Below are 25459 nucleotides of genomic sequence, written 5' to 3'. Positions count from 1 at the left end.
TCATCCCTCGCTGCGCACCGGACTCCTTCTCCCGGATGTACGGCGGGCGTGACGGTGGGTGTTCAAAGAAAGGGGATTTCTGTCGAACCGGATTTCCTCGAGCCCGTTTCCGCCGCTCACACGTGCGAAAACACCTCTCCGGAACTACTCGCTGGTAGGTTACCGACGGTTACCACCCGCTGCCGAGCCTATGTACGACTCCGCGAACGCCGCGGCCGCGACGGGGGAGTCGAACAGCCGCCGCAGCCGGGCGGTGGCCCTGCCTGCGCGAAACGGATCCCCAGAGGAGGGGCCGTGCAGCAGTTCGGCGAGCCACTCCGAGAACTCCTGGTACTCCCACACGCGCCGCAGACAGGCCGCCGTGTAGCCGCGCAGACCGCCGGTGTCGCCCGTGCGGTAGTACGACAGGAGCGCGTCGGCGAGCAGCAGCACGTCATGCAGGGCGAGGTTCATGCCCTTCGCCGCGATCGGCGCCACCAGATGGGCAGCGTCACCCGCCAGGAACAGTTTCCCGTACGCCATGGGCTGCACCACGTAGTTGTGCATGTCCAGCACGCGCTTCTCGATCAACCGCCCCTCGGTCAGCGGCGGAGCGCCCGCCACGGACAGCCGTTCGCGCAGCTCCGACCAGACGCGTTCGTCCGGCCAGTTCTCCGGGTCGTCGCCGGGCGGGCACTCGAGGTAGTAGCGGGTGACCTGCGGGCCGCGGGCCATGTGCGCGGCGAAACCGCGCCGATGGACGCCGAAGACGACACAGTCCGAGGACGGCGGTGCCTCGGCCAGCAGCGCAAGCCAGCTGACCCCGTAGTCGAGCCGGGCGACATGCGCGCACTCGGACGGCAGCGAGGCGCGGCTCACACCTCGCGCGCCGTCGCAGCCGGCGACGACATCACACGCGATGTGCCGACGCTCCCCCGAGACCGAATCGGTGTACGACACCGATGGTTCCTCGGTGTCGATGTCGTGCAACTCCACCGCGCGGACACCGAATCGGATGTCGCCGCCCTTGACGTCCGCGAACCGGCGCACAAGGTCGGTGACGAGCAGCGGCTGCGGATACACGAAGTGGTGGTCGCCGGTGAGCTGCGTGTAGGAGAACCGGTGCCGCTCGCCGTCGACGCGGAACTCGCACTCGCTGTGCGTCTGCGCCTGCTCCAGCAGCCGGTCGGCGAGCCCGTGCCGCTCCAGCGCACGCACCGCCCACTCCTCCAGGAACCCCGCACGGGGCCGCTGTTCGATGAACGCCCTGCTCTCGGCCTCCAGGACGACACAGTCGACGGAGGCGTCCCGCAGGATGTTGGCGAGGGTCAGACCGGCGGGGCCCGCGCCGACGATGACGACGGGCACGCGCTGTGGGGGGACCGGCGTGGGGGAGGAGTGGATCACCCGATCATTATGGCGGTGTTCGGGCAACGTTCCCCCGCCGCACCGCTCTTAGGATCACCGCAGCCCCTCCCGCAGGGCCGGCAGCAGCTCCTTGGCCGACCACTCCACGAACTCGGGCTGGGTGTCGCCGCCGACCTGCACCAGCGCGATCTCGGTGAACCCGGCCTCGGCGAAGGGCCGTACGGCCTCGACGAAGTCCGCCGGGTCGTCGCCGCACGGAATCGAGGCGGTCACGTCCTCGGGCCTGACGTACTGTGTGGCCGACGCGAACGAATCGGGGTGCGGCAGCTCCGAGTTGACCTTCCAGCCGCTGCCGAACCAGCGGAACTGCTCGTGCGCGCGTTGTACGGCGGCCTCCCGGTCCCGGTCGTAGCAGACCGCCACCTGCCCGAGCCGCGGTTTGCCCTCGCCGCCGTGCCGGTCGAAGGCGGTGAGCAGCTCCCGCTTCGGTTCGGTGGCGATGACCAGGTCGGCGAGGTGGCCCGCCAGGGAGCAGGACCGCTCGCCGGAGACGGCGACGCCGATCGGCGGCAGCTCGTCCGGCAGGTCCCACAGCCGTGCCGAGTCCACGCTGAAGTAGGTGCCCCGGTGGCTGACATGGCCGCCGGCGAACAGGTCGCGGATGATGCCGATCGCCTCTTCCAGCATCTCGTGCCGAACCTCGGCGGACGGCCAACCCTCGCCCACCACGTGCTCGTTGAGGTTCTCCCCGGCCCCGAGTCCCAGCCGGAACCTGCCCTGCGACAGCAACTGCATGGTCGCCGCCTTCTGGGCCACCACCGCCGGGTGGTAGCGCACCGTCGGACAGGTCACACAGGTCATCAGCGGAATGCGCGAGGTGGCCTGGGCGGCGGCACCGAGCACGCCCCACGCGTACGGCGAATGCCCCTGCGTCCGCAGCCACGGGAAGTAGTGGTCCGAGGTCACGGAGAAATCGAAGCCCGCCTCCTCGGCCCGCACGACATGGTCGACGAGTTCGCGCGGGCCCGCCTGCTCGGTCATCATCGTGTAGCCGATTTGCACCATAAAGCGCGGGTTCCCGCCCGGGCGGTACCGAAACCGAGCCGCTACCCGTCGAGATCATGGACATGCCCGGAGTGCACCCGGAAAGATGGGGAATGCACGCAGTCAGCGTGCCACAGCCAAGACGATCCGCCCGGAACCGCTCTGGAGGCCCGCCGGATGAGCGCCCGTCCCTTGCCCGTCAGCACGCCCTCCGAACAAGGAGTGGACGCCCGCGGCATCCAGGCGTTCCTCGACGCGGTCGAGGCGGCGCCGGACATCGAGCCGCACAGCCTGATGATCCTGCGCCACGGCCGCCTGGTGGCTTCCGGCTGGTGGGCGCCGTACACCGCCGACCGCCCCCACCTGCTGTACTCCCTCAGCAAGAGCTTCACCTCGACGGCCGCCGGACTGGCCGTCGCCGAGGGACTGCTCGACCTCGACGCGCCCGTGATCTCCTACTTCCCGGAGTTCGAGGCGGACATCACCGATCCGCGCAGCCGCGCCATGCTGGTCCGGCACGTCGCGTCCATGGCGAGCGGACACCTCGCCGAGACCAACGCCGAGGCGTTCCGACTCGACCGGGAGGAACCCGTGCGCGGATTCCTGCTGATTCCGCCGGACCGGGACCCGGGTACCGTCTTCGCCTACAACCAGCCCACGACATACACGCTGGCCGCGCTCGTCCAGCGGCTGTCCGGTCAGTCGCTGACCGAGTATCTGCGCCCGAGGATTCTCGATCCGCTCGGCATCGGCGAGGTCGCCTGGATCCAGCATCCGCGCGGCCGTGACCTCGGCTTCAGCGGACTGCACGCCACCACGGACGCGATCGCCCGCCTGGGGCAGCTCTACCTCCGGGACGGTGTCTGGCAGGGCAGGCGCCTGCTGCCGTCCGCATGGGTCGCCCAGGCGACACGGCCGCACATCTCCACCGCGGACGGGACGGCCGAGGGCGCCGTCTCGGACTGGCAGCAGGGGTACGGCTTTCAGTTCTGGATGTCTCGCCACGGATTCCGGGGCGACGGGGCGTACGGCCAATTCTGCGTCGTCCTGCCCGAGCAGGACGCGGTGATCGCGACGACCGCGGCCACCGTCGAGATGCAGAAGCTGCTCGACGCGATGTGGCGCCATCTGCTGCCCGCGTTCGGTCCCGGCCCGCTCGACGGCCGCGCCGACGACGACAAGGCCCTCCAGCACCGCCTCGACCGGCTCGCCCTGCCGCCGGTCGCCGTACAGCCCGTACCCCCGGCGGACCGCGGTCCCTGGGCGGGGGCCCGCTTCACGCCGTGGGGCGGTCGCTGCACCGACCAGCCGAGCCTGACGGCGGTCGAGGTCACCGAGCGGGACGGCACCTGGACGCTGACGCTCAGGGAGGGCGGGAACAGCCTTCACCTGTGCCTCCCCGACTCCGGCTGGGCCGTCGACGACGGGCCGATCCCCACGGCCGCGAGTGGGGGCTGGACCGACCGGAACACCCTGAGCGCCGACGTCCTGTTCCTGGAGACACCGCACCGCCTGACGGTGACCTGCACCCTGGACGACGGCACCTTCACGGCCCGTTGGCACACGACACCCCTGCACGGCGGCCCGCTGCGCCGCCACCGCGCGCCCTTCACGTCCCGGGCAGGCTCGGCATCACGCGGATGACGGCGGCGGTGACGTTGTCCTGACCGCCCTCGTCCAGAGCGCGGCCCACCAGCGTGCGCGCATCGGCCAGCGTGTCCGGCCGGCCGTGCCCGAGCGCTGCCCGCAGCCCGGCGGCGTCCGGCAGATACCGCCACAGGCCGTCCGTGCACAGCAGCAGACGGCCGGGCACGATCGGCCGGTAGCCGCAGACGCGCGGATCCACCGGCCCGGCGTCGGCGCCCAGCCACGCCGTGAGGGCGTCGTGCTCGCCCGTGTCGTCCTCGCTCAGCGCCCGCCCCGGCCCCTCGTCCGGCAGCCAGTAGGCCCGGCTGTCACCGACCCAGCCACACCAGACGCCCTCGGGCCCGGCGGCAGCGGCGACGAATGTGCAGGCAGGCGCGGCCTCCCGCGATGCCGCCAGAGCGCTCACCGCCCGGCCCGCCCGCACGGCGGCCTCCTGGAGCGCCAGTTCGGGCACACAGCCCTCCCCGAGCCGCCCGACCAGGACCGCCGCCCCGGTCTCGGCCGCGACCCGGGCCGCGCGCTCGGGCCGCGGTGACAGGGACACCCCGTCACAGACGACGGCGACCGTCCACCCCTCGCCCGTGGCCAGTGCCACCGCGTCCGCGTTGACCTCCCGCCGACGGCCCCGGTCGCTGACCCCGGCCGCGTCATCGCCCGCGGTGATCTCCACATGCGCCCGGAACGCGGGCTGCGCCGCGCCGCAGTCCCAGCACATGCCGTCCGGTGCCACGATCCCGCCGCACCGGACGCATTCCATGCTCTCGGCCATCAGACGGACCTGCACAAGCTCCCGGTCACCCCAGTCCGAACCGCTGCGTCCACCCCACGACGTCCTCGACGCCGGCGTTGCCACCGCACACCACCAGACCCAGCCGGGCCCCCTCGCCGACCCGCTTCAGCACCTTCCGGGCCGCGGGGAGCAGACAGCCCGCGGCGGGCTCGGTCCACACCTTGGCGTGCTCGGCGAGTTCGAGACTGCCCCGCACGGCCTCCCCGTCCGGCACCACCAGGACGTCGGTGACCAGCGCCGACACATGGTCGTACGTCAACTGCGAGACGGACGGCGCGCTGAGGGTGGTCACGATCGACGACAGCTCCACCGGCACCGGACCGCCCGCCGCCAGCGCCCGGGACATGGCCTCGGCGCCTTCCGTCTCCACCCCCCAGACGCGAATTCCCGGCCGTAGGGCGGCCAGCGCCGCCGCCACGCCCGAGATCAGTCCGCCACCCCCGACGCTCACCAGCACGTCTGTCAACTCGTCGGCGTCCTGCGCCAGTTCGAGGCCGACGGTGCCCTGCCCGGCGACCACCACCGGATCGTCGAAGGGGTGCACCAGGGTCAGGCCCTCCTCCCGCAGCCGACCGGTGAGCGCGAACGCCTCGTCCATACCGTCCGTCAGCCGCAGCGACGCTCCCGCGGACTCCACGATCTGCACGGACCGCGTCGGCGCCGACCGAGGCATCACGACCGTCGCCTTCACCCCCAGCGCGGCGGCCATGACCGCGAGCGCGACCCCGTGGTTGCCTCCGCTGACCGCCACCACTCCCGCCGCCCGCTCGGCCTCGTCGAGCGCGAGCAGCCGCGCCGTCGCACCGCGCGCCTTGAACGACCCGGTGCGCTGCAGCAGCTCCAGCTTCGCGGTCACCGGAACCCCGAGCAACGTGGACAGCCCCGGGCTCTCCACCGTCGGCGTGCGCACGACGCATCCGGCAATCTGCTCCCCGGCCGCGCGGATGTCCGAGATTCCGATCAACGCCCCTACCTTCCCCGACAGTTCTCCACGGCCACGCGGCAAGCGCCCCGGCAGGAGCTCGGGGCCGGGACATGATGCGGCTCCGCCGCCTGGGCGCGACCGGCCACCCACGACCCGCAGTTGCCCACAACCGATCCAGTCGGCCCAACCTAGCGCAGCGTCTGCGCCCAGTCGGCCGGCACCCGCCCCGCAGGCCCCGGTACGGGCTGGTCCGCGGGATGACTGAGCGGGGGAGCGAGCTGGGGTCCGGACTCGTACAGCTCGGAGGTGGTGTAGTTCCAGAACCAGCCCTCGCCCGGCTCGTAACTGCGGATCACCGGATGCCCGGTGGTGCGGAAGTGCGCGGTGGCGTGCTTGGCGGGCGAGTCGTCGCAGCAGCCGATGTGCCCGCACTGCGCGCACCGCCGCAGATGGAACCACCAGCCGCCCGCCTCGTCGCACTCCACACAGCCGGTGCCGCTCGGCGTGACGTCGGGGTCGATTCCGTTCACTGTGGTCATGATGCCTCCGGGGATTTCTCGGCATCCCGCCGTGTACCGGAGTCGGTGCCGGACTCCTGCTCGACGACGTCGGACTCCGCGGCGGTCAGCGGCAAACGTACCTGGAACCGTGTGTCGCCCGGCTCCGAGCGGACCTCCAGGCTGCCGTGGTGCTTGTTGACGACGATGCGCCAGGAGATGTCCAGGCCGAGCCCGGTGCCGTGCCCGACCGGCTTGGTGGTGAAGAACGGGTCGAAGATACGGCCGCGGATCTCCGGCGGTATGCCCGGACCCGTGTCGCGGAACTCGACCAGCAACTGGTCCCGGTCGAGCGCGGTACGCACGGTCAACGTGCCCTCTCCGCCCGCGTCGTTCATGGCCGAGACCGCATTGTCGATGAGATTCGTCCACACCTGGTTCAGCTCGCCGGGATAGGCCGGAATGCCCGGCAGGGTGCGGTCGTACTCCTTGACGACGGTGATCCGGCCACCGAGCTTCCCGGAGAGCATCAGCAGGGTGCTGTCGAGCAGTTCGTGCACATCGGCGATCCGGTACGGTGCCCGGTCGAGCTGGGAGTACTGCCGGGCCGCGTTGACTAGGGTGGAGACCCGGGTGGTGGAGTCCTCGATCTCGTTCATGAGCAGCTCGGTCTCCACCGTGTAGTTGAGCCAGCGGATCGCGGCCTCGAGGCTCGCCTCGTCGACCGCCGCCGCGACCTGGTTCAGCCAGTCGGTGTCGAGCCCGGCCTGCACGAACGTCGGCGCCAGCTGCCAGCCGCCCTGGATGTCGTGGTCGTCGAGCCAGTCGGAGATCTCGTCCTCGCGGTCCGACGCCTCCAGCGGGCTGACCTGTGCGGCCTTGGCGACCTGCTCGGCCGTGCGCTCCTGGATGTCGACCAGGCTGAGCAGTGCCTGCGGCTCGTACCGTCCGGCGGCGATCATGCCCAGCTTGTGCCGCATCCCGGCGACCCTCTCGCGCAGCGCCGACGTGGCGCGCACGGCCGCCGCAGCCGGGTTGTTCAGCTCGTGGGTCAGGCCCGCCGACAGGGAGCCGAGCGCCAGCAGCCGCTCCCGCTGGTTGATGACCTGCTGGGTGTTCTTGGTGCCGAAGAACAGCCCCTCCAGCAGATGCACCGCCATCGGGAACCAGTCCCGCATCACCGAGGCGAAGGTGTCGGCGGGCAGGATGAAGAAACGTGAGGGTTCGGTGACCCGCATCGACCCGTTGTACGTCGACGCCCGCGCCCGGTCGCCGAGATACGCCTGGAAAGCGCCCGCGTACACGCCGCGCTGGGACGTCCGGGAGATCTCCACGTCATCGGAGCCGACCCGGCGCGACAACACCACCGTGCCGTTCAGAAGCACGAAGAAGCAGGTGGCAGGCTCACCCTCGGTGTACACCGGGCCGGGCTCGAACAGCTCCACCCGCCCTTCCCGGCACAGCCGCTCCAGCTGCTCCCGGTCCAGCTTCTCGAACAGGAAGAGCGTGCTCAGCTCCGCCAGGTCGCAGGGCATCGACCGACCGCTCATGACCTCTCCCCGCGCCGTGGGTTCATGACTGCTCCAGATACCGGTGGACGAGCATGACGGCCATGGCCCCCTCGCCCACCGCGGAGGCGACCCGCTTGGCGGACTCGGCGCGGGCGTCGCCCGCCACGAACACACCGGGAACGTTGGTCTCCAGGTGGTACGGGGGCCGGTCCAGCTCCCAGTCCCGGGGCGGCTTGCCGTCGCTGGTCATGTCGGGGCCGGTCATGATGAAACCGTGCTCGTCCCGCAGCACGGTCCCCTCCAGCCAGTCCGTGAGCGGGGCGGCCCCGATGAACACGAACAGCCACTGTGCGTCGACCAGTTCGGTCTCCCCGCTGACCACGTCCCGCAGCGTCAGTTGCTCCAGGTGGTCGCTGCCGTGCGCCGACTCCACCACGGTGCGGGTGCGCACGAAGATGTTCGGCGCCTCGGTGATCTGCTGGATCAGATAGTGCGACATCGACGCCGACAGCGATTCGCCCCGAACGAGCAGGGTGACCGACTTGGCGCCCCGGGACAGGTACATCGCCGCCTGGCCCGCGGAGTTGGCGCCGCCGACGATGTACACGTCGTACCCGGAGCAGGCCGGTGCCTCCGTCAGCGCCGAACCGTAGAAGACCCCGCACCCCGTCAGCTCCACGAGGCCCGGGGCCTGGAGCTGCCGGTACGACACACCGGTCGCCAGGATCACGCTGTGCGCGGCGATCGCGGAACCGTCCGAGAACCGCACGATCCGCGCGGCCCCGTTCACCTCGAGCGCCGACACCTCCCGCGCGGTCAGGATCTCCGCGCCGAACCTCGTGGCCTGGCGGCGCGCCCGGTTGGTCAGCTGCGCGCCCGACACGCCGTCGGGGAAGCCGAGGTAGTTCTCGATCCGGGAGCTCTGCCCGGCCTGTCCACCCGTCGCCGACCGCTCCACGAGCAGGGTTCGCAGTCCCTCCGACGCCCCGTACACGGCGGCCCCGAGGCCGGCGGGCCCGCCGCCGATCACGACGAGGTCGTAGAACTCCGCGGTCGGCGTCGTCGCCAGCCCCACGTGCGCAGCGAGCTCCGGATCCTCCGGCTCGAGCAGGGGCGTGCCGTCCGGGGTGACGACGAGGGGCAGCCGCGCCCCGTCCTGCCCGGCCGCCGCCAGCAGCCGCTGTCCCTCCGGCGTGTCGACCGAGTACCAGCGGTAGGGGACCTGGTTGCGGGCGAGGAACTCCCGCACCCCCGACGACCGCGCCGACCAGCGGTGTCCCACCACCTTGGTGGTGGGAACCGGTCTGTAGTCGGAGGTCCGCCACGCCTCCAGCAGATCGTCGAGGACCGGATAGAGCTTCTCCTCGGGCGGATCCCACGGCTTGAGCAGGTAGTGGTCCAGGTCGATGACGTTGATCGCGTCGATGGCCGCGTTGGTGTCGGCGTACGCCGTCAGCAGCACCCGTCGCGCGCCCGGGTACACGTCCAGGGCCTGTTCCAGGAACTCGATGCCGTTCATCTGCGGCATCCGGTAGTCGGCGAGGATCACGGCCACCAGGTCGCCGCGCAGCTTCAGCTCGCGCAGCGCCTCCAGCGCGCTCTGGCCGGACTCCGCGCGCACGATGCGGTACGCCTCGCCATACCGGCGGCGCAGGTCACGGGCCACGGCGCGGGACACCCCGGGGTCGTCGTCCACGGTCAGGATGACGGTCCGTGCTGCTGCCCCGGCAGCCTGTGCCATAAGCGGTCCCACCCCGAACTCTCGGCGTCCCGGCCATCGTATGTTCGATCGTCCCGTTTCGCTCCGGAACCCGGGAGCACCCGCCCCGATAGCGTGAGATCACCGCATCAGCGACAGGGAGGCAACCCCCATGACCCGCCCGATCACTGTAGGAGTGGACGGATCACCGGAGAGCACGGCCGCGGCGGCCTGGGCGGGCCGGGAGGCGCTGCGCCGGGGCCTGCCGCTGAGGATCGTGCACGGCTGGCAGTGGCAGTCGCACGGCATCGGCCTGGCCGCCGACCGGGAGACAGAGGCCGGATGGGCGCGGGAGGCCGTGGACGGGGCCCGGCGCACGATCACCGAGCGGCATCCGCAGCTGGCCGTGACCGCCGAAGCCGTGGAGGGCCCGCCCGCGGAGACGGTGGTGGCCGAGGCGGCCGGGGCCGAGCTGCTGGTGCTGGGCTCGCGCGGACACGGCGCGGTCATGGGCTTCCTGCTCGGTTCCCTCGGCCGGCAGGTGATCGCCGAATCCGTCCGTCCCGTGGTGCTGGTCCGCTCCGACGACCGGGCCGCGGCGGAGGCGGCGGGCCGTGAGATCGTCGTCGGCCAGCACGGGGAGCCGGAGGACGGCGCATCCGCGCTCGGATTCGCGTTCGCCACGGCTGCGGCCCGGGGAGCGGCCCTACGGGTCGTACGGGCCTGGAGCCTGCCGCCGGTGTTCGCCTACAGCCCCGCCTCGTTGAAGATGCTCGACGAGGCCGGTGGGCTGGAACCGTACGAGAGGAAGGCGCTCGACGAGGCGCTGCGGCCCTGGCGGGAACGTTTTCCCGAGGTGCCGGTGACCGAGCACGTGGAGATGGGCAGCGCGGGCGAGGTGCTGCTCTCAGCGGCCGGCCACGCCCAGCTCGCGGTGGTGGGGCGCCACGCCTCCCGGCCCGTGGGCCCGCGCATCGGGTCGGTGGCGCATGCGCTCCTGCACCACGCTCCCTGCCCGGTGGCGGTAGTACCGCCCGCCTGACCGGGCACCGGCCCGCCGGCCGGCGCTCACCTCCGGGTGCCCGCCGACGCTTCGCCGGCGCCCGGAGCGGTCCGTGCCCCTAGAGGGCGCGCTCCAGGAGGGCCAGCAGCTCCCGCCAGTGGCGTTCCGCCGCCTCGGGGTGGTAGCTCGAGGTGTCTTCCTGGGTGTAGCCGTGGGGCGCGCCGGTGTAGACCTCGCACCGGTGGCTGACGCCCGCCTTCGTGAGGGCCTTCTCGAGCCGCTCGATCTGCTCGGGCGGCAGCGAGGGGTCCTGGTCCGCATGGCCGAAATAGGCCTCGGCGGTGATGCGGCCGACCGCCAGATGCGGGCTGTCCGGGGTGTCGGTCGCAAGACGTCCGCCGTGGAACCCGGCCACCGCGGCGACCCGGTCCGGATGGGAACCGGCGGTGCGCAGGGCCAGCCGGGCTCCCATGCAGTAGCCGATGACACCGACCGGTCCGTCGGCGGCATGCGGGCAGTCGGCGAGCCAGTGCAGATAGGCGTCGGCGTCGCGTTCCGCCCGTTCGGATGTCACCGACCGGATGAGCGGCGTGAGCCTCTCGAAGAGGTCCGGGCGCTCGGACGTGTCGATGAAGTCGGGCAGTTCGACCAGGGGCGCCTGCCCGTGGCGGTAGAGGACATTGGGTACGAGGACCGTGTAGCCGTTCTCGGCGAGCCGGTCGGCCATCCTCCTCAGACTCGGACGCAGCCCGAAGGCGTCCATGTAGAGCAGAACCGCGGGACGGGGGCTGTGGTCGTCAGGGTGAGCCAGGTAGGCATCGGCCGTGCCGTCCTGCGTGGGGATGTCGACCGACGTGCCACGGATGGCGGTCATGTGCTGTTCTCCTGCCTCTCGACGTTCGGCCGGTGACGGCCCGGCCGGGTCTTCGGGCGCCATCATCGCAACGTGGTCGGGTGATCCCGCTGGCGATCACCCGCAGGAGGCATGCCGTGCCGCGCCGGCCGGTCCGCAGGAACGTTCAGACGGGCGGCGGCACGGGACCTTCAACGCCTACGAAAAGCCTCTACATCTACGAAAACCCTCTACATCTACGGAACCTTCAGCGTCCACCGGCACGGAACCTTCGACGTCCACCGGATCCTCAACGTCCACCGGATCCTCAACGACCGCGGAACCCCCCGCCTCCTCCGGATCGGGCAGCGTCTCCCTGACCTTCGGCAGGATGTTCGCGATGTAGTCGTCGACGGCGGTGTCCAGGCCGATGTCGTGCTGGGCGCGCTCGGACAGGTACCAGCGGTGTTCGAGGAGTTCGTGGTACAGCTCGGCGGGATCCATGGCTTCCCGCAGCTCGCGCGGCACGGCGCGCACGGTGGGCCGGAACACGTCCCGCACCCAGCGGTGGGCGAGGACCTCCGGCCGGGCGGCATGGGGGTGCCCCCTGCTCGAGCGAAGCCGAGAGCTCGGGGGAGGATCACCCGGCGTGTAGTCCTCCTGGGTTGCCATCCAGCTCTCCAGGTCGTTCAGCAGCCGCCGGGCCTGGTTCTCCTCGGCGTCCAGGCCGGTCAGCCTCAGCAGCTGCCGCTGGTGGTGCCCCGCGTCGACCACCTTCGGCACGAAGGTGAGGGTGTCACCGTTCGCGGAGTGCGCGATCTGCATCTCCGCCACGTCGAACCCGAGGTCGTTGAGCCGGCGGATACGGCGGTCGATGTAGTGGTGCTTGCCCGCCGGGTACACGGACGTACGGGTCAGCTCCTCCCACAGGCTCGAGTAGCGCTCGCAGATCTCCGTGCCGAACGCGATGGGATCCACGGACGGATGCAGTGCCCCGGACGCCTCCAGGTCGAGCAGCTCGCCGCTGATGTTGACGCGGGCGAGATCGAGGTCGTACTCGCGCTGCCCGGTGCTCAGCCGGGGGTGCAGCTCCCCGGTCTCGGCGTCCACCAGGTAGGCGGCGTACGCGCCCGCGTCCCGCCGGAAGAGCGTGTTGGACAGCGAACAGTCGCCCCAGGCGAATCCGGCCAGATGAAGGCGCACCAGCAGCGCGGCGAGCGCGTCCATCAGCCGGTGCATCGTGGCGGGCCGCAGCGTCGTCTCGAACATCGACCGGTACGGCATCGAGCCGCCCAGGTGCCGGGTGATCAGCACCGGTTCGAGGGGTTCACCGTCCTGGTCGGTGCGGCCGGTGACCACCGCGAGCGGGTCCACCGCGGGGATGCCGAGCCGGTCGAGGTCCCGCAGCAGCTCGAACTCCCGTACCGCGGGCCGCTCGGCGAGCTCCTTGACCGCCACGACCTCCGCGCCGGCGCGGGCGTAGCGCACCACGTGCCGGGAGATACCGCGCGGCAGCGGTACGAGGTGGTGCTCCGGCCAGTCCTCCAGGGGCAGTTGCCAGGGCAGGTCGAGCAGTAGTGCGGGATGCTCCGGGTTGGTTGCGCTGATCTGCAGAGCCATCGATGGACTGTCCTCGCCTCACGGTCGGTCGTCGTGCCAACGAGCATCACTGCACCCGCAAGGCGCCCACGTCAACAGGCGGCCGGATCATGGACGGGACGATCCGCGGCAGATGTGTGTGGGGAGGGGGACAGTGGCGGGGCTAGCAGACGCCTTCCGGATCTTCGCGGCGTGTCGCGAGCAGGAGCGCGATGTCGTCCGGGCGTTCGACGGTGCGCCTGGCCCGGTCCATGAGCAGGTCCGCGACCTCCGACAAGGAGATCCGGCCCCCGCGCTCCGCGCCCGGCCCCGCGCAGCAGAGCGCGACGCGCAGGGCCTCGATGCCGTCGTCGATGTCCGCTCCCGGCCGCTCGACCAGACCGTCGGTGTACAGCGCCAGCACGGCACCGGGTTCCAGCCGCAGATGCGTCACCGGATAGCGCGCCTCCGGATCCACCCCGAGCACCAGCCCGCCGGGCAGGTCGAGGATGTCCGTACGGCCGTCCGGATGGCGCAGCAGGGGTTGCGGATGTCCGGCCCGCGCGGCCCGCGCATGTCCCGTGACCGGGTCCACCCGGACGTAGCAGCAACTCGCGAACTGGCCCGGATCGAGATCGATGAGAAGCCGGTTGGTGCCGCTGAGCACCTGGTGCGGAGCATGATCGCCGAATGCGAACGCCCGGACGGCGCTGCGCAGTTGCCCCATGGTGGCCGCCGCCTGCACACCGTGCCCCTGGACGTCGCCGATGACCAGGGCGAGTCCGTCGCCGGCCTCGATGACGTCGTACCAGTCGCCGCCCACGTCCATGCCCTGGGTGCCGGGCAGATAGCGGCCCGAGGTCGCCACCTGGGCGTGCGAGGACAGCCGGTGGGGCAGCAGGGCCTCCTGCAGGCCGCGGGCGAGGGCGGCCTCGGTGTCGTAGCGCCGTGCCCGCTCCAGGGCCTGGGCGATCAGGCCGGCGAGGGAGGTGAGCACCGTGCGCTCCTCGGCGCTGAAGGTGCGCGGACGCTCGAAGCCGAGGATGCAGGAGCCCACCGGCCGCCCGGACGCGATCAGCGGCAGGAAGGCCCGGGAACCCTCGGTGCTGTCCAGCGGCATGCCCGGATAGGCGGCCTCGAGTTGCTGCATCGACTCGAAGAACAGCGGGCGCCCGGTCGTGAGGGTCTCCACGCCCGGGAGTTTGGCGTCCAGCTCCACCCCTTCGAACTGGGCGAGGAAACGTGGCGGGAAGCCGGTCTCCCAGGCCAGGTACAGATGCCGCTCGTGCAGCAGATAGATGGCCAGCCGCCCGCCGCCGAAAGCCGGCAGCAGCTCCCGCATCACCACCTCGGACACCTGGCGTGCGGTCACGGCCTCGGTCAGCGCGATCGCGAGGATGATGGGGCGGTACGCCGGGGCCGACGCGTCCTGCGCACCGAGAACTCCCGCCGCCGTCTCGCCCAGCGAGGGTGCCTCGGCCAGTGGCGGTTCCGCGCCCAGCGACGGTGCCTGCACGGTGTGCCGGAGTGGCACCACCCGGCAGGTCAGCACGTCCGGGCCGGGATACACCGAAAGGGTGAGCCATTCGCCGCCGGGTTCTCCCTCGGGCCCTTCCGGGGGACGTTCGACCTGGAAGTGCACCGGTGCCGGCGACAGGAGCGCGGCCCGCAGATGATCCTCGTACAGGGGTCGGCTCAGCCACGGCAGGGCGTGCCAAAGGGGACGGCCGACCAGCTCCTCGGGTGACCGGCCCAGCAGCCCGGCGGCCCGTGGATTGGCGTATGTGATCAGGCCCAGTCGGTCAAACGCGAACACACCCTCCGGCAGGAGGTCCGTGGCCTCCTGCGCCGCCGGGCCGGGACCCGGATCGACCATCAGCCCGCCGACCCGGTGCTCCCCGGGCACCGGCCCCTCGGTCCAGAACTCCAGCAGCCGCTCTCCGCCGTCCTCGGCCCGCACCAGCAGCGGGCGCACCGGCGTGCGGCCGGCGGTTGTCTCACGCAGCGCGGACAGCACCAGATGCGCGTCGTCGGGGGAGACGGCCTCGGCGAAGGCTTCCGGCGACGGCGCGATGTCGTCCTTGGCACCCCCGGTCAGCGTCCAGAAGGTCTCGTCAGCGGTCACCGTCGCGTCGGCCGGGTCCCAGACGAAGTGCCCGATGCGGCCCTGCGACCGAACGCCGGCCGGAGGCCGCACGCACAGCGGGGGGCCGTCCCAGATCACCGTTTCGCCCGCCTCCTCCAGGGCGCTCAGGGCGTCGCCCAGAAGGTCGGCCACGGCTGTCGCCCGGCCCCGCTCGGGCAGCGCCTCGGTGATGTCCTGCGCCGAGGGCCGCAACACCGTCAGGACGCCGTACGTCGTCGAGCCTCCCATCACGGGCACGTACACCGAGCCGAACGGGAACGGCAGCCCTGCCGCCAGCTGCGGGTAGCGCCGCATCGTCTCCGTGGCGTCGGTCAGCACCACCGGTGTGCCGTGCCGGTAGGCGTCCGTCACGGGGAACGGCCGCTCCAGGTGCAGCCGCCACCACGGACGGAACAACGGCCCGGGCAGCCCGGCGAGCACGGCCAGGCGCAGGACCCCGGGCGTGCTCGAACGCAGATATGCGCCGCCCGCGAAGCCGCCGACGCTGCGGATCGCGTCCGCCACGGCGCCGGTCAGCACTGCGGTCGGCGTCCCGGGTGCGCTGTCCGCGCGTTCGTGGCTGCCACGCATCGGTCTGCCCTCGTCCCGGGCCGTCGGTCGTAACACAGCAAGAATGCGCCGCACCGCCCCGTACGCGCATCCGGACGCGGGCCGCGGCCCCCGGACGTTCCGGTCGGCCCGTGCCGCAGGCGGCGGCCGGGGGCCGCTCATCGCACGCGGCGGAACACGTCGTCCGGGTCGTCCCAGGTCGGCAGGTCCTCCGACCTGCGCTCCCGGGGGATGCGGGACGCGGACTGGTACATCGCGTCGATCTCGACCGCGTACCGACGTGCGATGGCGTCCCTGCGCAGCTTCATCGAGGGTGTCAGCAGCCCGCTCGCCACGTCGAACGGTTCCGCGAGGACACGGAAGACCCTGATCGACTCCGACCGCGACACCGTGGTGTTCGCCGCGGCGACCGCCCGTGCGACCTCCTGCCGCAGCGCGTTCTCCTCCCGCGCCTCCCGCCCCGGCAGGTCCCCCTGTGTGAACAGGGCGCCGCGCCAGTGCGCCACGAAGTCGGGATCCAGGGTGAGCAGGGCGCCCACGCAGGGCCGGTTGTCGCCCACGACCACCGCCTGGTGGATGAGCGGATGCACCCGCAGCCGCTCCTCCAGGGCCGCCGGTGCCACGCTCTTGCCACCGCTCGTGACGATGATGTCCTTCTTGCGGCCCGTGATGGACAGATACCCCTCGGAGTCGAGGTGCCCGATGTCTCCGGTCGCCAGCCAGCCGTTCCGCAGCACCGAACGCGTGGCGTGCTCGTCGTTGACGTACCCCTGGAAGACCGACGGGCCGTGCACCAGGATCTCCCCGTCCTCGGCCACCCGTATGTCCATGCCCGGCAGGGGGCGCCCCACGGTGCCGGTCTTCTCCCGTCCGACCGGCTGGGCGGTGATGCCTCCGCTGGTCTCGGTGAGGCCGTACCCGTCGTGGACGAAGATGCCGATCCCGGCGTAGAACAGGGCGAGTTCACGGTTCAGCGGCGATCCTCCGGACACGGCGCCGCAGATCCGCCCGCCGAGCGCGGCGCGCAGCTTCCGGTACACCGTCTTGTCGTACAGGGCGTGCTGCAGCTTCAGGTCGAAGCCGGGACCGGGCCCGGTGCCCAGCCGCTGCCGCTCCACCGCCCGGGCGTAGTCCTGCGCCGTACCCACGGCCCGCTCGAAGAGCGCGCCCCGGCCCGTCTGCTGGGCCGTGCGGAGGAAATTCTTGAACAGCTTCTCGAAGACATAGGGGACGGCGTAGAGATACGTGGGCCGGAAGGTCCGCAGCGACGTCGCCAGGACGTCCGGGCGCAGGTCGGGTTCATGGCCCATGAGCAGCCCCCCGCGCAGGCACAGCCCCTGGATCATCAGCCCGTACACATGGGAGAACGGGAGGAAGGCGAGGATCGCGGGCTGTTCACCTGGCGGCGCGCCGGTGTGTCCCCAGCCGGCCAGCAGCGTGTCGCAGGGGCTCGCCAGACTGCGGTGGCTGAGCGCGCATCCGCTGGGGTGGCCGGTCGTGCCGGAGGTGTAGGCGACGACCGCGGTCGAGTCCGGCAGTACGATCCTGCGCAGCGAGTCGATGGTCGTGGCCGGAACCGGACGGCCGCGCTCCACGAGGTTGTCCAGCGCACCGGCGTCCAACTGCCAAACGTGGCGCAGCTGGGGCAGCGAGGCGCACACCGACCCGACGGTCATGACTCCGTGCTCGTCCTCGACGACCACCCCGACGCAGTTCGCGTCCCTCAGAATCCACTCGACCTGCTCGTGGGAGGACGTCGGATAGATGGGCACGACCTCGGCCCCGATCGCCCACAGCGCGCAGCTGAGCAGGGTCCATTCGTACCGGGTGCGCGCCATGACGGCCACGCGGTGGCCGGGACGGATGCCGGAGGCGACGAGCCCCCGGGCCAGGTCGACCACCTGGTCCCGCAGCTCGCCTGCCGTCACCTCGGTCCAGGTTCCGTCGCCCGGCTCGGCGCGGCGTGCGAGCTGTGGCAGGGCGGGGTCCCGATCGGCCCGGTCGAAGACGCTGTCGGCGAGTCCTCCCGTCATGACCGGCCCACCTGTGATGTCCGGCCCTCCCGTCATGACCGAGGCTCCCGTCGTGACGGAACGGTCCGTGGTGACCGGCCCTCCCGTCATGTCCGGGGCGGTCGCCCGGGCGTTCCCGAAGTCGCGCATGCGCCGCTACCCGAGCCTTTCCTGCGACGTCGCCGATGGATGCGGGATCGGCGGTGCTCGAATGTAGCCCAGGTCGCTGCCGGGCGCGCCGGAAACCGACAAGGAATGCGCAGGAAGCGGGAGTACGGGTTCCGGCCGTCTTCCCTTGGATGGCGGCTCCGAATGGACAGGCGGACGATGGAGCGGTAGGGGCTGTCACTACACAGGGAGCCGTCATGTTCGAGGTCAAGGCAGCCGACAAGCCGGACGAGCGGCGCGATTTCCCGCGGGGGCATCTGGACGCCGTCCACCTGACCGGACTCGACTTCGCCGTCGGGACGTTCGAGCCCGGTTGGCGCTGGTCCGAGTCCGTCGCCCCGATCGTCGGCACGGAGAGCTGCCAGTTCGCCCACAACGGCTATGTCGTACGGGGGCGTCTGCACATCCGTATGGACGACGGCACCGAGGGCGAGGCCGGGCCCGGCGACGTCTTCGTGTGCTCGGCCGGACACGACGCATGGGTCGAAGGCGACGAGCCGGTCGTGGTCCTCGACTTCGCGGGTCCGATGGCGCAGGACTACGCGCGGACGACGGGGGGATAGCGGGGCAGAACAGGGGCCGCGAGGTCCTTCGCGAACCCGCCGCGACGGCCGCGCGGCACGTCCCCGCGGGAGCGCGGTCCTGTCACCGGCGGCCGGGTTCGGTCCCGGTGACGGGGGTCGACGGCGTGCCGTCCGGACCCACCGGGACGTCGCCCGCGAGCATCACGCGATGCATGATCCGGGGGTGTTCGGGGGTGACGAGGTCGCTGGGGGCGAGATGGATGGTGGCCCGGTTGTCCCAGAAGGCGACGCTGCCGGGCTCCCAGCGGAAGCGGACGGTGTACTCCGGACGCGTGGCCTGCTCGAGGAGCATCTGCAGGACGTGCGCGTTCTCCGCGCGTGACAGGCCGAGGATCTGCTCGACGTAATAGCCGTTGACGAACAGCACCCGCTCGCCCGTCTCCGGATGCACCCGCACGAGCGGGTGCTCCGTCGCCACCTGGTGGTCCAGGAGATGCCGGAGGTAGGAGTCGTCGCCGGGCCGCGCCTGGTAGCCGACGCCGAGCCGGTGCTCCGCGCGCAGTCCGTCGACGAAGCTCCGGACGGGCTGCGAGAGGCCCGCGTAGGCGGCCGCCAGATTCGACCACTGGGTGTCGCCGCCGTACGGCGGCACGCTCTCGGCGCGCAGGATGGTGGCTGCGGGCGGATCCACGCGGGCGCCGTGATCACAGTGCCAGCCCCGGAGCAGGGAGTGACGCCTGCGCATGAGCCACTCGTCGTGGTCCATGCCGTAGCGCCCGCCCAGCTCCAGCCGGTCGGTCGTCGTCTCCACCTCGGGGAAGTCCCTGGGCGAGGCGCTGCCGCGCTTCGCCAGGACGACGGGCTCGCCGAAGCGTCGCGCCAGCGCGATGTGCGCGGCGTGGTCCAGCCGCTGGTCCCGGAAGAACACCACCTTCCAGCGCAGCACGGCCGACCGGATCGCGCACACCACCGCGCCGTCCAGGTCGTCGGCCAGGTCGACTCCGGTGATCTCGGCGCCGATGTGGCCGGCGACGGGCCTGGCCTCGACCCCGTCAACGCTGTCCGTCGTCATACGGGCTCCGTCGGTCGCTGCGTGCGGGCCTTACGGGGCAAGCATCGCCCGTCCGCCGCTCGTGCGAAAGATCACATGCGCGGTGGACTGACGCCCGTAAGGCTCCCGTGCGCCGGTTCCTTTACCTTCCGATTGCCATTTCATGGGCGATCGATTGTGCGCGGATGGCCATGATGGTTCGGCACAAGTAAGGTATGCCTTCGCTAACCTGCGCGACCTGGCGGCGGGGGGCGTACCGGGGAGGGCCGCATGTGGGATGACGCGTTTCCGAGCTTTCTCATTGGACTGAGGGAGGGGCTCGAAGGCGGACTCATCGTCTCCATCCTGATCGCGACCCTTGTACGAGCCGGTGCGCAGTCCCGGCTCTCCCAGATCTGGACCGGAGTACTGGCCGCGATCGCGCTCGCCATGAGCTTCGGCGCGGTCCTGACCTTCACCGCCGCGTCCCTGTCCGCCACCGCCCAGGAGGCCTTCGGCGGCACTCTCAGCGTGATCGCGGTCGCGTTCGTCACCGCAATGGTGTTCTGGATGCGCCGCTCGGCCCGCAGTCTCTCCGGCGAGATCAAGGAGAAGGTCACCGGCGCGCTCGCGATGGGTGCGGGCATGCTGATCCTGACCTCGTTCCTCGCGGTGGGCCGTGAGGGCCTGGAGACCGCCCTGTTCCTGTGGACCACGGCCCGTGCGGCCGGTGAGTCCGCGGGCCCGATGGTGGGCGCCGGTATCGGACTGGTGCTCGCGGCCGGCCTGTGCTGGGGCCTCTACCGTCGTGTCCTGAAGATCAATCTGACGAAGTTCTTCGCAGCCACGGGCGTCGTCCTCATCGTGATCGCCGCCGGGGTCCTCGGCTACGGACTCCGCGATCTGCAGGAGGGCGGGGTGCTGCCCGGCAAGTCGTCCTACGCCGTCGACCTCAGCGGCAGCGTCGATGCGGGGTCCTGGTACAGCACCCTCGTGCAGGGCGTGTTCAACCTGACGCCCACGATGACGTGGCTGCAGGTGGTGTCCTACGCCGGGTACCTCGCCGTGGTCATGACGCTGTTCGTGCGAGGCGCCCTCGGCACCCGCACGGCCCCGGCCGCGACCGCTGCCAGGACGGAGGAGCCGAAGGCCGCTGCGACGGCAGACGAGCCGAAGGCCGCTGCGACGGCGGACGAAGCGATGGCCGCCGCGACGGCGCAGGACGAGCCTGCTGCGACCGTGCCCGAGCGCGCCGGACAGAGGCCCGAGCCGAAGACGGACGTCCCGGCGCGTCGCCGTCCCGTCTGGGTGGTCCCCGTCGCCGTCGTCGCCGTTCCCTCCGTCGTCGCCGGACTGGTCGTCGCCCTCAGCGGCTCCAAGCCCGCCGGTTCCCAGACCGTGGCGGTCTCCGAGAGCGAGTGCGGCCGGGGCTTCACCGCGCCCAGGACCGGTCGGCAGACCTTCCAGATGCACAACACCGGCGACAAGACCTCCGAGGTGTATCTCGTCGACCCCGCGACCAACGCGGTCTACGGCGAGATCGAGGGCCTGGCACCCGGCACCACCCGCGACCTCGTCGCCACGGTTGCCGGAGGCACCTATGCCTGGCGCTGCGTGCCCACCGGCGGCAGGGCCGTCACCTCCAAAGCGGTCCGCGTCAGCGGCGGCACCGGGGCCAGGGCGGTCGTACCGGTCTCCGAGAAGGACCTCGCCGCGCCCCTGACCGCGTACAAGGCGTACGTCAACCAGGGCCTGGCCACACTCGTCGCCCAGACCCGCAAGCTCAGCGACGACATCGCCGGCAACCACCTCGACGCCGCGCGCGCCGACTGGCTGACCGCCCATCGCACGTACTCCTCGCTCGGCGCCGCCTACGGCACCTTCGAGGACTTCGACAAGAAGATCAACGGCCGCGCCGACGGCCTTCCCGGCGGCGTCGACGACAAGGACTTCAACGGCTTCCATCGCGTCGAGTACGGGCTGTGGCACGGGCAGTCCGCCGATCAGCTGAAGGCCCCCGCCCAGCAACTCGCCGACGCCACCACGGGACTGCAGAAGGCCTTCCCCACGCAGGACTTCGACCCGGGCGACCTGCCCCTGCGCTCCCACGAGATCCTGGAGAACACCCTCCAGTTCGAGCTGACCGGCGACACCGACCAGGGCAGCGGCACCGAACTGGCCACCGCGGACGCCAACCTGGCCGGCACGCGCGAACTCCTCACCGTCCTCCACCCGCTGCTGACCACCCGCGCCCCGCAACTGCTGACCACCGTCGACGCGGACACCGCCCGGGTGCAGAAGCTGCTCGACGCGGCCCACCACGGCGACACCTGGACGCCCGTGGACCGGCTCGACGAGACCGCCCGCGCCCGTCTGAACGGGGCCACCGGACAGCTCCTCGAGGACCTCGCCCCCATTCCGGACCTGCTGGAGATCCGGAAGTCCGCCTGATGACCACACCGCGCGCCGAGAACATACGCACCGAAGGGAACCGCTCCATGCCGTCCGCCGAAACGTCCGCCCCGCTGGTCGGCTGCCCCGCCGGTCACGGCCGCCGCTCCTTCGTGAAGACGGCCCTGGGCGCCGGGGCCGCGGGCGCGGTGCTGGCCGGGGGCGGCTTCGCCCTCAGCCAGGCGGACACCACCGAGGCTCGCGCCGCGGACACGGCGAATGCCGCGAAGGTCCCCTTCCACGGCACCCACCAGGCGGGCATCGTCACGCCCGCCCTGGCCGCGGCCACCTTCGTCTCCTTCAACGTCATCGCCGAGAGCCGCAAGGAACTCGCCGAGCTGCTGCGCACCATCACCGAGCGGGCCCGCTTCCTCACCTCCGGCGGCGCGCCCGAGGACCTGGGCGTGGGCGCCCCGCCCTCCGACAACGGCATCCTCGGCCCCGAGGTCCCCACCGACGCCCTCACCGTCACCGTCGGCGTCGGCGCCTCCCTGTTCGACGACCGCTACGGGCTCGCCAGGGCCAAGCCGAGCCGGCTCACCCCGATGCGTACGTTCCCCAACGACAACCTCCGGGCGGCCGAGTGCCACGGTGACCTGTCGCTGCAGATATGCTCCGCCAGCCAGGACACCGTGCTGCACGCGCTGCGCGACATCGCCCGGCACACCCGGGGCGCCATGCAGATCAAGTGGCGCATCGACGGCTTCCAGAACGCCCCGCGCCCCACCGGCGCCCAGCGCAATCTGCTCGGCTTCAAGGACGGCATAGCCAACCCCGACGTGGCCTCGGCCCGGGAGACGAACCGTCTGATCTGGGTGGGCGAGGGGCAGGGCGAGCCCGCGTGGGCGACCGGCGGCAGCTACCAGGTCATCCGGATCATCCGCATGCTCGTCGAGTTCTGGGACCGGGTCTCGCTGACCGAGCAGGAGAAGATGTTCGGCCGCCGAAAGGACACCGGCGCCCCGCTGGACGGCGCCCAGGAGACCGACATCCCCAACTACGCGAAGGACCCGCAGGGCACGGCGATCCCGCTCGACGCCCATATTCGCCGCGCCAACCCGCGCACCGCCAAGACGGACAACTCCCGCATTCTGCGCCGTGGTTACAACTACGACCGGGGCGTCGACAACGTCGGCAACCTCGACATGGGCCTGGTCTTCTGCTGCTACCAGCAGGACGTCCAGCGCCAGTTCGAGGCCACGCAGACCCGTCTGATCGACGAGCCTCTGGTCGACTACATCTCCCCGACCGGCGGCGGCTACTTCTTCGCTCTGCCCGGTGTGAAGGACACCTCGGACTGGCTGGGGCGCGGACTGCTGTCCGCCTGACGGCCTCCGCCGCGAAACGCCGTCCGGCGCCACCGGTACCGCCACCGCCGGCGGGCGCTCAACCGGCCGGCGGTGGCCGGGTGCCGGCACGGTCGCGCTGAACGTGCTCGGCGCGGACGGCCGTGTCGTCGACGATCGGACAGCCACCCGTGACAGCGCGGCACTGGGCATCTCCCTGCGCACCGGCTGCTTCTGCAACCCGGGCGCGGGCGAGGCGCCTTCGCACTGCCGCTGCAACGTCTGCGCGCCGCGGCCCGCAGTCGGCCAGGCTCCCTCGAGGACTATCTGGACGAGCTGCACCTGCCCTCGGCAGGCGCCGTCCGCGTCTCCCTGGGCCTTTCGTCACAGCCGAGGGACGTCGACACGTTCCTGCGTTTCGTCACGGATGCCTACCGCGACCGGGTGCCGGGCACGGCGGGGCTCACGGCACGCCAGGGCTGCTGAGGAGCGCGGGGCCCGATCAACTCGGCCGTACCAGCCGGGTCTCGTACGCGAACACCACCGCCTGCACCCGGTCCCTCAGCTCCAGCTTCACCAGGATGCGGCTCAGATGCGTCTTGACCGTCGCCTCCGCCAGATGCAGGACGTCGGCGATTTCCGCGTTGGACAGCCCGCGCCCCACCTGCGTCAGCACCTCCCGCTCCCGGGCGGTGATCCGGGTCAGCCGCTCGTCCTCCCGGGTGCCTGCTGCCTGGGCGGGGAGCCGGTGGGCGAAATTCTCCAGCAGACGGCGGGTGATCCGCGGTGCCACCACCGCGTCCCCCGCGGCCACACAGCGGATCGCAGCCAGCAGCTCCTCGGGTCGCGCGTTCTTCAGCAGGAAGCCCGACGCCCCGGCGCGCAGCCCCGCGAAGGCGTACTCGTCCAGGTCGAAGGTGGTCAGGATCAGCACCTTCGCCTCCGGGCACTGAGCCACGATGCGTTCCGTGGCCTCGATGCCGTCCGTGCCGGGCATCCGGACGTCCATCAGCACCACGTCGGGCCGCAACTCGCGGGCCAGGCGCACGGCCTGCGCGCCGTCCCCGGCCTCACCGACCGCCTCCATGTCGGACTGCGCCTCCAGCACCATGGTGAAGGCCATGCGCAGCAACGGCTCGTCGTCGACGAGAAGAACTCTGATCGTCATGCCTCACGCTTCGTTTCGGGTCAGCTCGAGGACGGCGCGGACGTGCCAGCCGCCGTCAGGCCGCGGCCCCGCCGCGAACGCGCCCCCGTACGCCGCGGCCCGCTCCCGCATCCCGTGCAGTCCCTGTCCGCTGGACGCGGGAGGAGCCTTCACCACGGGGCCGTCGTCGGTGACGGTCACCGTGATCCGCTGCGGGTCGCAGCGCACCTGGACATCGGCCCGGGTGCCCGGAGGGGTGTGCTTCAGGGTGTTGGTGAGCGCTTCCTGGACCAGGCGGTACACGGTCAGCTGCGCCGGTACGGGCACATCCGCCGGATCACCGGTGACATCCAGCCGCGTGGGCAGCCCCGCGGCACGCACCTGGTCGGCCAGCGGCTCCAGCTGGGCGATCTGGGGCATCGGATGGCGCAGCGCGTCCGGCTCGTCGGCCCGCAGCAGGCCCAGGAAGCGCCGCATGTCGGTGATCGCCTGACGTCCGGTCGTGGACACCTGCCGCATCGCCGCCGTCGCCCGCTGAGGGGAGTGCTCCTGTGCGAAGACCGCGCCGTCGGCGAGCGCCACCATCACGGACAGGTTGTGCGTGACGATGTCGTGCATCTCCCGGGCGATCCGTGAGCGCTCGTCGGCGACCGCGAGCTGTGCCTGCTGGTCCCGCTCCCGCTCCAGACGCACCGCACGCTCCTCGAGGAACGCCAGGTGGGCGCGTCTGCTGCGCATGTTCATACCGATCACCGTGGCCGCCACCACCATGGCGGACAGGGCCACGAAAGCCTCGACGGCACGGTCCTGGGGCGCCCAGCGCGCAGCCGCAAGGAGCGCACCGCCCTCCAGGACCCCGACGGCGAGCCAGGTGCGCCGCCGCGGCGCGTACGCCGCCACCGTGTACAGCGCGATGAGCAGGGAGAGGTCTCCCGGCATGCGCAGACCGACGCACCATTGGACGAACGCGACCGCTGACATGGCGAGGAACACCGTGAGCGGGGCCCGGCGCCGCCACACCAGCAGCAGGGCCATGAGGCCGGTGAAGACGACCACCGACCATCCGCGGCGCTGCAGATGACCGTGGGCCATCCCCGTCTGCGCCAGGAAGACGGCCGCCGCGAACAGTGCGTCGACGGCCGGCGGCGACAGCCGTGCGCGCAGACGCAGCCGGGCGCGCCCGGCGAGGGCGCGCCACGACTCGTCCCGCGGTCGCAGGGCCGCCGGTGGTGGTGCGTACGTCATCGACGCACCCGGCGGCCGGCCACGGCCG

General features: G+C 71.6%; 19 protein-coding genes. 5 read left to right on the top strand and 14 right to left on the bottom strand.

The genetic code is table 11. The features are described 5' to 3' along the window. Positions 1-159 precede the first annotated feature (159 nt). On the bottom strand, positions 160-1386 hold the full coding sequence (locus AAW14_RS01875; protein WP_265559068.1) for a 4-hydroxybenzoate 3-monooxygenase: 1227 nt from the start codon (positions 1384-1386) through the stop codon (positions 160-162). 54 nt (positions 1387-1440) lie between these two features. Continuing rightward, positions 1441-2412, bottom strand: a complete 972-nt coding sequence (locus AAW14_RS01870; protein WP_265559066.1) for an LLM class F420-dependent oxidoreductase — start codon at positions 2410-2412, stop codon at positions 1441-1443. A gap of 156 nt (positions 2413-2568) precedes the next feature. Here AAW14_RS01870 and AAW14_RS01865 point away from each other — a divergent pair, with 156 nt between their 5' ends. Next, a complete protein-coding gene (locus AAW14_RS01865) occupies positions 2569-4035 on the top strand; it encodes a serine hydrolase domain-containing protein (protein ID WP_265559064.1) in 1467 nt (488 codons plus the stop codon). Here the strand turns inward: AAW14_RS01865 and AAW14_RS01860 are convergent. The 5 genes from AAW14_RS01860 to AAW14_RS01840 form a co-directional block, all read right to left on the bottom strand. Then, a complete protein-coding gene (locus tag AAW14_RS01860) occupies positions 4001-4807 on the bottom strand; it encodes a PP2C family protein-serine/threonine phosphatase (protein ID WP_265559062.1) in 807 nt (268 codons plus the stop codon). The two genes, AAW14_RS01865 and AAW14_RS01860, sit on opposite strands and share 35 nt — an antisense overlap. Positions 4808-4832: 25 nt before the next feature. Further along, complete coding sequence (locus AAW14_RS01855; protein ID WP_265559060.1) at positions 4833-5792, bottom strand: threonine/serine dehydratase; 960 nt, start codon at positions 5790-5792, stop codon at positions 4833-4835. A 149-nt stretch (positions 5793-5941) separates the two neighbouring features. Beyond that, positions 5942-6292 (bottom strand): UBP-type zinc finger domain-containing protein, encoded by a 351-nt coding sequence (locus AAW14_RS01850; protein ID WP_265559059.1) that lies wholly within the window; start codon positions 6290-6292, stop codon positions 5942-5944. Then, complete coding sequence (locus AAW14_RS01845; protein WP_265559057.1) at positions 6289-7800, bottom strand: ATP-binding protein; 1512 nt, start codon at positions 7798-7800, stop codon at positions 6289-6291. The genes AAW14_RS01850 and AAW14_RS01845 overlap by 4 nt, the downstream gene beginning before the upstream one ends. 22 nt (positions 7801-7822) lie before the next feature. Next, the gene (locus tag AAW14_RS01840) at positions 7823-9502 is read right to left on the bottom strand and encodes an FAD-dependent oxidoreductase (RefSeq protein ID WP_265559055.1); all 1680 of its coding nucleotides are present in this window, start codon (positions 9500-9502) and stop codon (positions 7823-7825) included. Between the two features lie 130 nt (positions 9503-9632). Between AAW14_RS01840 and AAW14_RS01835 the strand changes: the two genes are divergently transcribed. After that, complete coding sequence (locus AAW14_RS01835) at positions 9633-10502, top strand: universal stress protein (protein WP_265559053.1); 870 nt, start codon at positions 9633-9635, stop codon at positions 10500-10502. Positions 10503-10581: 79 nt separating this feature from the next. Here the strand turns inward: AAW14_RS01835 and AAW14_RS01830 are convergent, their stop codons facing one another. The 4 genes from AAW14_RS01830 to AAW14_RS01815 all read right to left on the bottom strand — a co-directional run bounded on the left by AAW14_RS01830 (position 10582) and on the right by AAW14_RS01815 (position 17601). Further along, on the bottom strand, positions 10582-11337 hold the full coding sequence (locus AAW14_RS01830) for a dienelactone hydrolase family protein (RefSeq protein ID WP_265559051.1): 756 nt from the start codon (positions 11335-11337) through the stop codon (positions 10582-10584). A 177-nt stretch (positions 11338-11514) separates the two neighbouring features. Further along, complete coding sequence (locus AAW14_RS01825; protein ID WP_265559049.1) at positions 11515-12915, bottom strand: DUF4032 domain-containing protein; 1401 nt, start codon at positions 12913-12915, stop codon at positions 11515-11517. A gap of 142 nt (positions 12916-13057) precedes the next feature. Beyond that, on the bottom strand, positions 13058-15589 hold the full coding sequence (locus tag AAW14_RS01820; RefSeq protein WP_265559047.1) for a SpoIIE family protein phosphatase: 2532 nt from the start codon (positions 15587-15589) through the stop codon (positions 13058-13060). Between the two features lie 137 nt (positions 15590-15726). Continuing rightward, the gene (locus AAW14_RS01815) at positions 15727-17601 is read right to left on the bottom strand and encodes an AMP-dependent synthetase/ligase (RefSeq protein ID WP_265559045.1); all 1875 of its coding nucleotides are present in this window, start codon (positions 17599-17601) and stop codon (positions 15727-15729) included. A gap of 344 nt (positions 17602-17945) precedes the next feature. On the opposite strand from AAW14_RS01815, the gene AAW14_RS01810 reads away from it, so the two are divergent. Then, complete coding sequence (locus tag AAW14_RS01810; protein WP_265559043.1) at positions 17946-18311, top strand: cupin domain-containing protein; 366 nt, start codon at positions 17946-17948, stop codon at positions 18309-18311. A gap of 82 nt (positions 18312-18393) precedes the next feature. Here AAW14_RS01810 and AAW14_RS01805 read toward each other — a convergent pair whose 3' ends face one another. Beyond that, complete coding sequence (locus AAW14_RS01805; RefSeq protein ID WP_265559041.1) at positions 18394-19344, bottom strand: TauD/TfdA dioxygenase family protein; 951 nt, start codon at positions 19342-19344, stop codon at positions 18394-18396. A gap of 249 nt (positions 19345-19593) precedes the next feature. Here AAW14_RS01805 and efeU point away from each other — a divergent pair, with 249 nt between their 5' ends. Beyond that, a complete protein-coding gene (efeU, locus tag AAW14_RS01800) occupies positions 19594-21753 on the top strand; it encodes an iron uptake transporter permease EfeU (protein ID WP_265559039.1) in 2160 nt (719 codons plus the stop codon). A gap of 47 nt (positions 21754-21800) precedes the next feature. After that, positions 21801-23081, top strand: a complete 1281-nt coding sequence (gene efeB, locus AAW14_RS01795) for an iron uptake transporter deferrochelatase/peroxidase subunit (RefSeq protein ID WP_265559271.1) — start codon at positions 21801-21803, stop codon at positions 23079-23081. A gap of 460 nt (positions 23082-23541) precedes the next feature. Here the strand turns inward: efeB and AAW14_RS01790 are convergent, their stop codons facing one another. Next, on the bottom strand, positions 23542-24207 hold the full coding sequence (locus tag AAW14_RS01790) for a response regulator (protein WP_265559038.1): 666 nt from the start codon (positions 24205-24207) through the stop codon (positions 23542-23544). A 3-nt stretch (positions 24208-24210) separates the two neighbouring features. Next, the gene (locus AAW14_RS01785; protein ID WP_265559036.1) at positions 24211-25431 is read right to left on the bottom strand and encodes a histidine kinase; all 1221 of its coding nucleotides are present in this window, start codon (positions 25429-25431) and stop codon (positions 24211-24213) included. Between the last annotated feature and the right edge of the window lie 28 nt (positions 25432-25459).

The organism is Streptomyces hygroscopicus (assembly GCF_026168105.1).
Classification (GTDB): Bacteria; Actinomycetota; Actinomycetes; order Streptomycetales; family Streptomycetaceae; genus Streptomyces; species Streptomyces hygroscopicus_D.
This window is presented reverse-complemented; position numbering and strand designations above follow the sequence as displayed.

Bases quoted from the DNA above. Each gene is read 5' to 3' on its own strand.
- AAW14_RS01845 (WP_265559057.1), bottom strand. From the start codon at position 7,800: ATGAGCGGTCGGTCGATGCCCTGCGACCTGGCGGAGCTGAGCACGCTC.
- AAW14_RS01815 (WP_265559045.1), bottom strand. From the start codon at position 17,601: ATGACGGGAGGACTCGCCGACAGCGTCTTCGACCGGGCCGATCGGGAC.
- AAW14_RS01790 (WP_265559038.1), bottom strand. From the start codon at position 24,207: ATGACGATCAGAGTTCTTCTCGTCGACGACGAGCCGTTGCTGCGCATG.
- AAW14_RS01840 (WP_265559055.1), bottom strand. From the start codon at position 9,502: ATGGCACAGGCTGCCGGGGCAGCAGCACGGACCGTCATCCTGACCGTG.
- efeB (WP_265559271.1), top strand. From the start codon at position 21,801: ATGCCGTCCGCCGAAACGTCCGCCCCGCTGGTCGGCTGCCCCGCCGGT.
- AAW14_RS01870 (WP_265559066.1), bottom strand. From the start codon at position 2,412: ATGGTGCAAATCGGCTACACGATGATGACCGAGCAGGCGGGCCCGCGC.
- AAW14_RS01810 (WP_265559043.1), top strand. From the start codon at position 17,946: ATGTTCGAGGTCAAGGCAGCCGACAAGCCGGACGAGCGGCGCGATTTC.
- AAW14_RS01805 (WP_265559041.1), bottom strand. From the start codon at position 19,344: ATGACGACGGACAGCGTTGACGGGGTCGAGGCCAGGCCCGTCGCCGGC.
- AAW14_RS01860 (WP_265559062.1), bottom strand. From the start codon at position 4,807: ATGGCCGAGAGCATGGAATGCGTCCGGTGCGGCGGGATCGTGGCACCG.
- AAW14_RS01830 (WP_265559051.1), bottom strand. From the start codon at position 11,337: ATGACCGCCATCCGTGGCACGTCGGTCGACATCCCCACGCAGGACGGC.
- efeU (WP_265559039.1), top strand. From the start codon at position 19,594: ATGTGGGATGACGCGTTTCCGAGCTTTCTCATTGGACTGAGGGAGGGG.
- AAW14_RS01825 (WP_265559049.1), bottom strand. From the start codon at position 12,915: ATGGCTCTGCAGATCAGCGCAACCAACCCGGAGCATCCCGCACTACTG.
- AAW14_RS01865 (WP_265559064.1), top strand. From the start codon at position 2,569: ATGAGCGCCCGTCCCTTGCCCGTCAGCACGCCCTCCGAACAAGGAGTG.
- AAW14_RS01835 (WP_265559053.1), top strand. From the start codon at position 9,633: ATGACCCGCCCGATCACTGTAGGAGTGGACGGATCACCGGAGAGCACG.
- AAW14_RS01785 (WP_265559036.1), bottom strand. From the start codon at position 25,431: ATGACGTACGCACCACCACCGGCGGCCCTGCGACCGCGGGACGAGTCG.
- AAW14_RS01850 (WP_265559059.1), bottom strand. From the start codon at position 6,292: ATGACCACAGTGAACGGAATCGACCCCGACGTCACGCCGAGCGGCACC.
- AAW14_RS01820 (WP_265559047.1), bottom strand. From the start codon at position 15,589: ATGCGTGGCAGCCACGAACGCGCGGACAGCGCACCCGGGACGCCGACC.